We start from the raw sequence: 10,057 nt of genomic DNA, 5'->3' as shown, positions 1-10,057 counted from the left end.
CGTGCGTCCACGCCGCGGCCGGTGCGCCGGCCGCATTGCCGGCACGCCGGCGAGCACCGCGCCCGCGGCCCGCCCTCGCCCCTGTTCTTTGCCGCCTGTTCACCGGACGGATCACCGGAACCGGATGTCTTCGGGACCGGGTGTGCGCCATGGTGTGTGGGTCCGGTGAGGGTCACCAACCGGCCTTTGTGGCAGGCGTGTTGCCCACACGCACCTGATAAGATCATCGTACGTTCAGCAGGCTGGCGGCGCGTCATGAACGCGTACGGGGGACAGTCTCTAAGGCCCCATCGCTAAGGAGTGAGGCGTGGTCCGCCCGTGGCCCGTGCCGTTCGTCGGCCCGGACCCTCAGCACGAATCGGTGGACCTCCCGCGCTCCCGACGCGTTGCGACTTCCAAGAGAGTCTCATGACGTCATTGATCCGGGATCCACTGCTGTGGATCTTGCTTGTGGTGCTCGTCGCTGCGGTGTTCGCGGTGATGCGGGCACGGAGAACCAATCTGGTGCTCCGAAGAACAAAGAACGACCTGGAGACGGGGCTGAGCCAGGCCCAGGGGCGGATCGCCCAGCTCCAGGAGCACATCGCCTCCCTGAACACGCGGCACAGGGACGACCTCGCGGACGTCCGGGCCGACGCGGAGTCGTCGACCAAGGCCGTGCTGAAGTCGGCCATGGGAACGCTGCAGTCCCTGGCCGAGGAGCAGCAGCTGCTGCTGGACGGGCTGCTGAAGAAGTACGGCGACGACACCGAGGTGCTGGCCGACCTGATGTCGGTGGACCACACCGGCAGCCAGTTCAGCCGCCGGGCCAAGGGCATCTCGGTCCTGTGCGGCGGGTGGCTGGGCCGGCGCGAGGGCGCGGCGACCGTCTACGACGTGGCCCGCAGCGCGCAGGGACGGATCAAGGACTTCGGCCGGGTCGGCATTCACGCGCAGGTCAGCGTCTCCGTCACCAGCAAGGCCGTCGAACCGCTGGCCGTCGTGCTGGCCGAGCTGCTGGACAACGCGACCACCTACAGCGCTCCGGGCACGCCGGTCGAGGTCAACATCCAGGCCGTCCCCACGGGCGTGTGCTTCATCGTCGACGACGCCGGACTGGGCATGGACCAGGAGACCAAGGACCGGGCGGCGGCCCTGCTCTCGGCCGACGGCCCCGTGGACATCACCGGTCTCGGTGACCCGCCCCACTTCGGCTTCGCCGTGTGCGGCATGCTCGCCGCGCGTTACGGCTTCGCCGTCTCGGTCGGCTCCGTGTCCCCCTACGGCGGAGTGCGTGCAGTGATCCGTGTACCGGAAAGTCTCCTGTCGGCCGACGGGCCGGCGCCCGCCGAACCGGCCCAGGAGGCCGAGGGCCAGGAGGCCGCGCCCCAGCGGCTGGCTCCCGTGCCGGTGGGCCCCTCGCACGTGGTGGGCACGACGTCCGGCGGGCTGCCCAAGCGCCGCCGGCGCCAGGGCCCCATCGCGGTGGTGCCGCCACCGGCGGCCACGCCCGGGATCGACGAGCAGACGTCCGAGCCGGCCGGCGAGGTGACCGCGTCCCGCCTGGGGGCTTTCGCGCGCGGCACCCAGCTCGGACGGACCACGAACACCACGGAAGGACCTGACCACCAGTGAACACCGACCTGTCGTGGGTGCTGAACGACGTGCTCGAGGTGCGTGGTGCCCGCCACGCGGTCCTCGTCTCGGGTGACGGCCTGCTCCTGCAGCGTTCGGACGACATCTCGCGCGACGACGCGGAGACGAACGCCGCCGCGATGAGCTCCATGCAGTCCCTCAGCCGGGCGGTGGCCGGGTTCGTCGGCGCGGGGCACGGCATCTGGAAGCAGACGCTGCTGGAGTACGACGGCGGCTGGATCTTCCTCATCGCCGCCGGGCAGGGCGCCTATCTGGCCGTGTCCGCCGCCCTGGACGTCGACATGGAGGCCATGTCGTTCCGCATGCAGAAGACCGTGGCGGCGCTGAGCAAGGCGATGAGCGTGGCCCCACGCTCGGACAACGGTGTCGGCGCATGACGACTCCCGGCGAGGAAGCATCCGTCACCAGTGACTTCGTCCGCTCCTACGTCATCACCGGCGGACGGAGCCTGCCGTCCTCGGACGATCTGGCGTTGCACACCCTGGTCACCCTGGCTCCCGGGCGAACCCTTCCGCTGGGGGCCGGCCCCGAGGTCAGGGCGATCTGGGACCTGTGTGCGGGTGGCTATCTGTCGGTCGCCGAAGTGGCCGGCCACCTCGGCCTGCCGGTGGGGGTGGCCCGGCTGCTGCTGACCGATTTATTCGAGCAGGGGCACCTGTTGCGCCGTGCCGAGCCGCCCCGGGCCCAGAACGTTGACAGAGCGACCCTCGAGAAGGTTCTGAATGGACTCCAATCCCTCATCGGCTGAGACGGCCCAGAGATCCATCTACGTCTCCAGCGCGGTGACCAACGCCGCCAAGATCCTGGTCGTCGGGCATTTCGCCGTGGGCAAGACGACCTTCATCGGTTCGCTGTCGGAGATCACTCCTCTGCGTACCGAGGAGAAGATGACGCAGGCGTCCGTCCATGTGGACGACCTGCGGGGCGTGGCGGACAAGACGACCACCACGGTCGCGCTGGACTTCGGCCGTCTCACCCTGAGCGACGACCTGGTGCTGTACCTGTTCGGGACACCCGGCCAGCAGCGCTTCATGCAGTTGTGGGAGGACATGGCCCGCGGCGCGCTGGGAGCACTGCTGCTGGTGGATCCGGCGCGGCTGGAGGAGACGTTCCCCGTCATCGACCTCGTCGAGCGCTACGGCCTCGAGTACGCCATCGCCGTCAACTGCTTCGACCCGGCGGTCACTTACGACGAGGCAGAGGTGCGTGAGGCACTCGACCTGCTCCCGGACACCCCCGTCGTCTACTGCGACGCCCGCGACCAGCAGTCCTCCGCCAAGGCTCTGATCGCACTGGTCCGGCACCTGCTCGACCGCGCGGCCTGACCGCCCCGCGCCCACCCGGCCCGGGAGCGGAGGTTCCCGGATCACTAAGGAAGACGTCATGGATCTTCAGCAAACCTCTCCGCCCGCCGTGGGCAGATGCCCCATGCACGACGCCTCGTTCGCCGCCGACCCGCAGCAGGTCTACGACCGGTTGCGCGCCCACGCCCCGGCCGGCCCGGTCGAACTCGCCCCGGGCACGGACGCCACCCTGGTCGTCGGGCACGAGATGGCGCTGCGGGTGCTGCAGAACACCGAGCTCTTCGCACGCGACGCCCGCCGCTGGAAGGCACTGAACGAGGGCCGTATCGGCATGGACAACCCGGTCCTGCCGATGATGGCCTACCGGCCCAACTGCCTGTTCACCGACGGTGCGGTGCACCTGCGACTGCGCAAGGCGGTCACCGACAGCCTGGCCCGGCTCAACATCACCCGCATCCGGCGGGACGTGGAGCCGATCGCCGACTACCTCCTCGACCGGTTCAGCGAGCGGGGCCGCGCCGACCTGCTCAACGACTACGCCAAGCTGCTGCCGCTGCTGCTGTTCAACAAGCTCTTCGGCTGCCCCGCCGACATCGGCGACACCCTCACCACCTCCATGTCGGCGATCTTCGACGGCAAGGACGCGCTGCGCGCCAACGAGGACCTCACCGCCTGCCTCATGGAGCTGATCGCCCTCAAGCGGCGCCGGCCGGGTGACGACGTCACCTCCTGGCTGATCCAGCACCCCGCCGGGCTGACCGACGAGGAGCTCAAGGACCAGCTGGTGATGCTGATGGGCGCCGGCGTCGAACCCGAGCGCAACCTCATCGGCAACGCCCTGGTCCTGCTGCTGTCCGGCGCGGGCGGCCGGCAGAGCGGCATGCTGATCGAGGAGGCGCTCGACCACGTGCTGTGGAACCAGACCCCCATCGCCAACTACGCCACCCACTACCCGGTCCAGGACGTCGACCTCGGCGGTTACGTGGTGGAGGCGGGCACTCCGGTCGTCATCTCCTTCGCGGGCGCCAACAGCGACCCCGCGCTCGCCGAGGCCCGCCGCACGCGCAGCAAGGGGGCCCATCTGGCGTGGGGGGCCGGCCCGCACGCCTGCCCCGCCAAGGACCCGGCGCAGGTCATCGCGACCACCGCGATCGAGCGGCTCCTCAACGCGCTGCCCGACCTGACGCTGGCCGTTCCCGAGAAGGACCTGCAGTGGCGACCCGGGCCGTTCCACCGCGCCCTCGTCGCGCTGCCCGTGACCTTCAGCCCCACGCCGGCCACCCGCATGGCCGCAGCGATCCAGAACCGGAGTTCGGCACCCGGTGCGGAGCAGCCCCTCCCCGCGGCCTCGTCCGCACCGGTCCGGCAGGAATCGGCACGCAAGAAGGGATTCTGGAGCAGCTTCCTGGACATCTTCCGTGTCTGAAGCACGGCATGTGACAGGAGCAACACACAGAGGCGCATGACACAGGAGGGTAGAAGGGTAGGTTCCGGCGGTATCGACAGCACCAGCCGAAGGAGCCATGCGTGACCGCCGTTGGCGACATACGCGGCACCACCACCGACCGCCGAGCCGTCATCTCCCTCCTCCGCCGACTGCGTTCCGGTGAAGGGCAGGCCAACCCTCTGCCCATCTGGGAGGAGATGCGCTCCATGGGGGACGTCGTACGCGCCCCCTGGGGTGGCTACTTCGTCACCGGATTCGACGCATGCAGCCAGGTCCTGCGCGGCAGGAACTGGCTCGTGCCGGACTTCGCCTGGCAGGAGCGCCAGCCCGACAGGGAACGCTGGCAGGCTCCCGCCACACAGGAGATGACACGCACCCTGCCCCGTCTCAACGCGCCCACCCACACCTGCCAGCGGCGTGCGCTGGGCAATCCCTTCGACCGCGCCTCCCTCCAGGCCCTGCGTCCTCGGATCGCCGATCTGGCTTCCGGGCTCCTGGACGACCTCGAGGACCGGTTGCGCGCCGACGGGGAGGCGGACTTCGTCCGCACCGTCGCCGAGCAACTCCCCGTCCGAACCGTCGGTGACTGGCTCGGGATCGCTCCGGAGCACTTCGCGCACATCCTGGACTTCACCCACCGCCAGGTCTACGCACAGGAGTTGCTGCCCACCAAGAGCGAACTCGCCATATCGGCCCGGGCCACGCTGGAGATGCGGGCCTTCTTCACCGAGCTCATCCGGCAGCGGCGGGCACACCCCGGCAACGATGTCCTCACCGGCTGGATCCACCACTGGGACGCCCAGTACCCCGACGACCGGGCGACCGCGGACCAGGTGATCTACGACCTGACGATGTTCATCACCATCGCCTCGCTGGAGACCAGCGCGGTCCTGCTCACCAACGCCGTGTGGTTCCTCACCCGGGAACCCTCCCGCGCGGCCTGGCTGCGCCGGCACCCCGAGCACATCGAGGACGCGATCGAGGAAACGCTGCGCTACGACCCGCCCGTCCACGTCAACTCCCGCATCGCCGCCGACGACACCGTCCTCGCGGGCGTGCCCATCGCGAAGGACACCACCGTCCACGTCCTGTACGGCTCGGCCGCCCACGACCCCCGCCGCAACGAGCGGCCCCACGTCTTCGACATCCTGCGCAAGGGCAGCCACCTCACCTTCGGCGGCGGCGCCCACTACTGCCTCGGGGCGGCCCTCGCCCGGCTGGAGGCCCGCGAGTTGCTCGGTCAGGTGCTGGAACGGTTCCCCACCCTGCGGCCCGTCGCGCCCCCCGAGTACGACACCTCCCGTGTCGTCTTCCGCCGCATCGCCTCCCTGAGAGTCACGACATGAGCACGCCCCTCACCGGACTTCCCACGGACCGGACGCTCAAGACCCTGCGCACCCACCGGCAAGGTCCGCTCCTCACCGTCGAACTGAACGTCCCCGAACAGGGCAACGTTGTCACCGACACCATGCTGGACGACCTCCTCACCGTCCTCGACGAACAGGACCCCGCGGTACGGGTCGTCGTGCTGGCCGCCGCCGGCGACGACTTCTGCCTCGGCGGGGACCGCGGCGAATTCGCCGAGCACCTGGTCCACGACCCCACCGGCGGCGGCATCCGCGCCTCCGGAGTCCGGGCGCGGCGCGTGTGCGACGCCCTCACCTCCCACCCCGCCGTCACCATCGCCCGCGTCCAGGGAAAGGCCATCGGTGCCGGCCTCGCCCTCGCCCTCGCCTGCGACCTGCGGGTGGGCGCCGACACCGCCACCTTCCGGCTGCCCGAGCTCGCGCTCGGCCTGCCCACGGCCTGGGGCGGGCTCCTCCCCCGCCTCGTCAACGAGGTCGGCGCCGCCCGCGTGCGCGAACTCGTCCTCACCGGGCGCGCCTTCGACGCCCAGGAGGCCCATCACCTGTCGATCCTGCAGAACGTCGTGCCCGAGGACGCTCTCGACGCCGCCGTCACGGCCTGGGCCAAACCCGTCCTGCGCCGGCCGCCGGCCGCCCTGCGCGTCACCAAGACACTGCTGAGCGCCCTCACCGCCCCCACCCGCCTCGCCGACGCCTCGGTCCTGGATCCCGAGCTGATGGCGGCGGTCGTCACCGAGCTGCATTACGCGTCGGCCGGCTCCCGCCGGTCCGGCTGACGCGTGCCCGGGCGGGGCGGCCCGGCCGTGGAGGCTGCCGGGCCGCCCGTCCGGGGACGGGACTGTCAGCGCAGGTCGAGCCGCATCAGGACCCGGGGGTGACCGGCCAGCACGGACGTGGTGTCGGCGGCGTGCACGAACCCGGCCCGCTCGAAGTTCTTCCGGATCCCGGCGTACGCCATCGTCGGGTCGACCCTGGCGTCGCCGTTGTCCAGGGGATACGCCTCGATCACCGGCGCGCCGCCGGCGCGGGCGAACTCGACCGCGCCGGCGATGAGGGCGTGCGACACCCCCCTCCTGCGGTGACCGGGGCGTACCCGGATGCACCACAGCGACCAGACCGGCAGGTCGTCGACGTGCGGAATCCTGCGGCTGCGCGCGAAGGACGTGTCCGAGCGCGGCGCCACGGCGGCCCACCCGACCGGCTCGCCGCCGTCGTAGGCGAGGACGCCCGGAGGGCGCCCCGTCCGGCACAGCCCGGCGACGTACTCCCCGCGGGCCGGCCCGCGGAGGGTGTTGTTGAGCCCGGACGGGATCCGGTGACTCAGACACCAGCAGACGTTCGCCCCGGGTGACTTCGGGCCGAGCAGGGTACGGACGTCCTCGAAGACCGAAGCCGGTCGCACGTCGATGCTCACGGCACCACGATGGCACGCCGCCGGCAAAATGCCGTTGCGGTTCCCGCCCCGCCCGCGGATTCTTGGTCCTCATGCCCTACTCCTTGCGCTCCGCCACGCTCGATGACGCGCCCGCCGTCACCGAACTGCTCAACAGGGTCGACGAGATAGAGATCGGCCGGCCCGAGACCGACCTGCGCACCGTCGAGGCCGATCTGCGGCATCCCGAGGTCGACCTGCGGCGCGATTCCTGGCTCGTCTTCGACGGGGACCGGCTGGTGGCCTACGGGCTGCTGTGGGACGAGTCCGGCGGCGACCGCATCGACATCGACCACTACGTGCTGCCCGACCACCAGGAAACCGCCGCGCCCGTGCTGGAGGCCATGGAGGCCCGGGCACGGGAGAAGGCCCGGGAGAACGGCGCCGCGAGGGCCGTCGTGCACCTGCATCTCAACGTGGCGCCCACGCTCGACACCCGTCTGCTCCGGGAGCGGCGCTGGCAGGTCGTACGCCGCTACCACGTCCTGCGCCGCCCGCTGAACCCCGCGCAGGACCCGGTGCCCGAGGTACCCGCCGGCCTGCGGATCCGGGACTGCGCCGCCGAGGCGGACCGCGTCCGCGTCCACGCGTTGTACCAGGCCTCCTTCGCCGACCACTTCGACTTCCAGCCGCGCGCCTACGGCCCGTGGCTGCACGACATCGACGCCGAGGGACTGGACTGGTCCCTGGTGTGGATCGTCGCCGACGACGTCCTGGGGGACGTGGGGTTCCTGCTCGCACGCGACGACCGGGAGGCCATGGGCTGGATCCGCAGCATCGGCGTCCTGCCCGAGGCCCGGGGCCGGGGCCTCGGCGGCTTCCTGCTGCGGCACGCCTTCGCGGCCTTCGCCGCGCGGGGACGGGACGTCGTCGGACTCGGCGTGGACACGGCGAACACCACCGGGGCTCCCCGGCTGTACGACCGCCACGGGATGACCCTTCACTACGCCGTCGACACCTGGGAGACGGTCCTGGACTGAGTCCCGGGGACAGCGCCGCCCGGTCTCACGTCAACGCGCGCAGGTACCGCTCGCGAACGCAGCGCTGGGCCAGGAGAAGGAGGGGGAAGAGGAACCGCCACGGAGGCGCCGGAGCCGCCCGGGTCAGGGACCGGAGGGTCAGGTGGACCCGGCCGTCGTCGTCCCGGTGCACGATGAAGGCCTCTTCCCCGCTGACCGGGTGCCCCCGGTGGGTGCCGTAGGCGAAGCCGCACCGGTTCTCGGTGTCCACCACGGCGACGACCTCGACCGGTTCCCGGACGACGAACCGGCCGAGCCCCACGGTGATGCGGTAACGCCCCCTCTCCCGCACCCTGACGCCTCCCCCGTCGGCCGGGGCGACGGCGAACCCGCTGCGCCGCTTGATCTCCCACCGGGCCACGGCGTCCCTGGCCGTGGCCCAGGCGTCCTCTCCCCGTCCGATCACCACGGTGGTCTCGAACCGGCGGAACCCGCGCGGGGTTTCCCGCCAGAGCGGGGCCTGCGGGAGGGTCGCACCGGGGGTGCCGTAGGTCAGGCCCCCGAAGGGGCGGCCGGGCGCCGGGGGCGGTCCGCCCGAAGCGCTGTCGTCACCGACCATCCCTCACCCCCCGCGTCGAACCGCCCGGCAGGCACAACCTACACGCCGGGCATCCGGTCCCCCACGCCCCTACGCGGTCCGCGGCGTTCGTCCCAGGAAGGCCGACAGTCCCTCCAGAAGCCGTTCGACGTCCTGAGTGCCGGTGTAGGGGGCGAGTCCGACGCGGAGGCCGCCGGTGTCCCCCAGACCGAGACGGCGGGAGGCCTCCAGCGCGTAGAAACTGCCGGAGGGCGCGTGGACGCCGCGCCCCGCCAGGAACCGGTAGGCGTCCACGGTGTCGTGGCCCTCGAGGGTGAGAAGGAGGGTCGGGGTGCGCCGGGCCGCGCGGGAGTGGACGGTGACCTCCTCGAAGGCCGCCAGCCCCTCCTCGAGCCGGCCCCGCAGCGTGTCCTCGTGTTCCCCGATCGCCTCGAACGCCGAGTCGAGGCGCTCGCGGCGGCTGCCGGCCGTCTGTGTCCCCAGGCCGGCCAGGAAGTCGACGGCCGCACGCGTACCCGCCAGGAACTCGTAGGGCAGCGTACCGAGTTCGAAGCGTTCGGGAACCGCGTCGGTGGAGGGCAGCAGTTTGTCCGGGCGCAGGGTCTCCAGGAGCTCGGGGCGGGCGGCCAGGACACCGTGGTGGGGTCCGAGGAACTTGTACGGGGAGCAGACGAAGAAGTCCGCGCCGAGTGCCTCGACGCCGACGCGGGCGTGCGCGGTGTAGTGGACGCCGTCGACGTGGAGCAGCGCACCGGCCTCGTGCACGATCCGCGCGATCTCGGCGACCGGGGGGATCGTGCCGATCAGGTTCGAGGCCGCGGTGACCGCCACCAGCCGGGTGCGCTCGGAGAGCACGGCCCGGATGTCGTCGGCGGTCAGCTCGCCGGTGGCCGGGTCGAAGTCCGCCCACCGGACGGTGGCGCCGGCCCGCTCGGCCGCCTGCACCCAGGGGCGGATGTTGGCGTCGTGGTCCAGCCGCGTGACGACCACCTCGTCGCCGGGCGACCAGTCGCGGGCCAGGGTGCGGGAGAAGTCGTAGACGAGCTGGGTGGCGCTGCGCCCGAAGACGATGCCGGCCGGGTCGGCGCCCAGCAGGTCGGCCATGGCCCGGCGTGCCCCGACGACGATGTCCTCGGCGTTGCGTTCACCGGGCAGGCCGTCACCCCGTATGGAGAGGGGGTGGGACAGCGCGGCGCTGATCGCCTCGATGACGGGCAGGGGCATCTGGGTGCCGCCGGGGCCGTCGAAGTGCGCGGTGCCGGCGGCCAGCGCGGGAACCTGGGCGCGCAGGGCGGTGAGGTCGTACGTCACGGGG

At 71.6% G+C, this 10,057-nt stretch carries 11 protein-coding genes; 8 read left to right on the top strand and 3 right to left on the bottom strand.

All coding sequences use genetic code 11. From position 1 onward, the window contains the following. Positions 1-408 precede the first annotated feature (408 nt). The 7 genes from RIM90_RS27905 to RIM90_RS27875 all read left to right on the top strand — a co-directional run bounded on the left by RIM90_RS27905 (position 409) and on the right by RIM90_RS27875 (position 6,529). The gene (locus tag RIM90_RS27905; protein WP_309063524.1) at positions 409-1,614 is read left to right on the top strand and encodes an ATP-binding protein; all 1,206 of its coding nucleotides are present in this window, start codon (positions 409-411) and stop codon (positions 1,612-1,614) included. Next, entirely contained in the window at positions 1,611-2,012 is a 402-nt protein-coding gene (locus RIM90_RS27900; RefSeq protein WP_309063523.1) for a roadblock/LC7 domain-containing protein, read from the top strand. Before RIM90_RS27905 ends, RIM90_RS27900 begins: the two co-directional genes overlap by 4 nt. Next, positions 2,009-2,383, top strand: coding sequence for a DUF742 domain-containing protein (locus RIM90_RS27895; protein ID WP_309063522.1), 375 nt, complete (start codon positions 2,009-2,011; stop codon positions 2,381-2,383). The genes RIM90_RS27900 and RIM90_RS27895 overlap by 4 nt, the downstream gene beginning before the upstream one ends. Continuing rightward, on the top strand, positions 2,358-2,960 hold the full coding sequence (locus tag RIM90_RS27890; protein WP_309063521.1) for an ATP/GTP-binding protein: 603 nt from the start codon (positions 2,358-2,360) through the stop codon (positions 2,958-2,960). The genes RIM90_RS27895 and RIM90_RS27890 overlap by 26 nt, the downstream gene beginning before the upstream one ends. A 103-nt stretch (positions 2,961-3,063) precedes the next feature. Beyond that, a complete protein-coding gene (locus RIM90_RS27885; RefSeq protein WP_309063526.1) occupies positions 3,064-4,365 on the top strand; it encodes a cytochrome P450 in 1,302 nt (433 codons plus the stop codon). A 101-nt stretch (positions 4,366-4,466) separates the two neighbouring features. Beyond that, complete coding sequence (locus RIM90_RS27880; protein ID WP_309063520.1) at positions 4,467-5,732, top strand: cytochrome P450; 1,266 nt, start codon at positions 4,467-4,469, stop codon at positions 5,730-5,732. After that, a complete protein-coding gene (locus RIM90_RS27875; RefSeq protein WP_309063519.1) occupies positions 5,729-6,529 on the top strand; it encodes an enoyl-CoA hydratase/isomerase family protein in 801 nt (266 codons plus the stop codon). Before RIM90_RS27880 ends, RIM90_RS27875 begins: the two co-directional genes overlap by 4 nt. A 65-nt stretch (positions 6,530-6,594) precedes the next feature. On the opposite strand, the gene RIM90_RS27870 is transcribed toward RIM90_RS27875, so the two are convergent. Then, entirely contained in the window at positions 6,595-7,167 is a 573-nt protein-coding gene (locus tag RIM90_RS27870) for a GNAT family N-acetyltransferase (protein ID WP_309063518.1), read from the bottom strand. 71 nt (positions 7,168-7,238) lie between these two features. Between RIM90_RS27870 and RIM90_RS27865 the strand changes: the two genes are divergently transcribed. Then, positions 7,239-8,165: a GNAT family N-acetyltransferase gene (locus tag RIM90_RS27865; RefSeq protein ID WP_309063517.1), complete on the top strand. Its 927-nt coding sequence runs from the start codon at positions 7,239-7,241 to the stop codon at positions 8,163-8,165. Between the two features lie 25 nt (positions 8,166-8,190). Here RIM90_RS27865 and RIM90_RS27860 read toward each other — a convergent pair whose 3' ends face one another. Together RIM90_RS27860 and RIM90_RS27855 are read right to left on the bottom strand one after the other, a co-directional pair. Beyond that, positions 8,191-8,763 carry a DUF1990 domain-containing protein gene (locus tag RIM90_RS27860; RefSeq protein WP_309063516.1) on the bottom strand — a complete coding sequence of 191 codons (573 nt, stop codon included), beginning with the start codon at positions 8,761-8,763 and terminating at the stop codon, positions 8,191-8,193. 69 nt (positions 8,764-8,832) lie between these two features. Continuing rightward, on the bottom strand, positions 8,833-10,053 hold the full coding sequence (locus RIM90_RS27855; protein ID WP_309063525.1) for a cysteine desulfurase-like protein: 1,221 nt from the start codon (positions 10,051-10,053) through the stop codon (positions 8,833-8,835). Between the last annotated feature and the right edge of the window lie 4 nt (positions 10,054-10,057).

Origin of the sequence: Streptomyces sp. (assembly GCF_031181555.1) — a bacterium.
GTDB lineage: Bacteria > Actinomycetota > Actinomycetes > Streptomycetales > Streptomycetaceae > Streptomyces > Streptomyces fimbriatus.
This window is presented reverse-complemented; position numbering and strand designations above follow the sequence as displayed.

Bases quoted from the DNA above. Each gene is read 5' to 3' on its own strand.
- RIM90_RS27905 (WP_309063524.1), top strand. From the start codon at position 409: ATGACGTCATTGATCCGGGATCCACTGCTGTGGATCTTGCTTGTGGTG.
- RIM90_RS27865 (WP_309063517.1), top strand. From the start codon at position 7,239: ATGCCCTACTCCTTGCGCTCCGCCACGCTCGATGACGCGCCCGCCGTC.
- RIM90_RS27890 (WP_309063521.1), top strand. From the start codon at position 2,358: ATGGACTCCAATCCCTCATCGGCTGAGACGGCCCAGAGATCCATCTAC.
- RIM90_RS27895 (WP_309063522.1), top strand. From the start codon at position 2,009: ATGACGACTCCCGGCGAGGAAGCATCCGTCACCAGTGACTTCGTCCGC.
- RIM90_RS27875 (WP_309063519.1), top strand. From the start codon at position 5,729: ATGAGCACGCCCCTCACCGGACTTCCCACGGACCGGACGCTCAAGACC.
- RIM90_RS27860 (WP_309063516.1), bottom strand. From the start codon at position 8,763: ATGGTCGGTGACGACAGCGCTTCGGGCGGACCGCCCCCGGCGCCCGGC.
- RIM90_RS27885 (WP_309063526.1), top strand. From the start codon at position 3,064: ATGCACGACGCCTCGTTCGCCGCCGACCCGCAGCAGGTCTACGACCGG.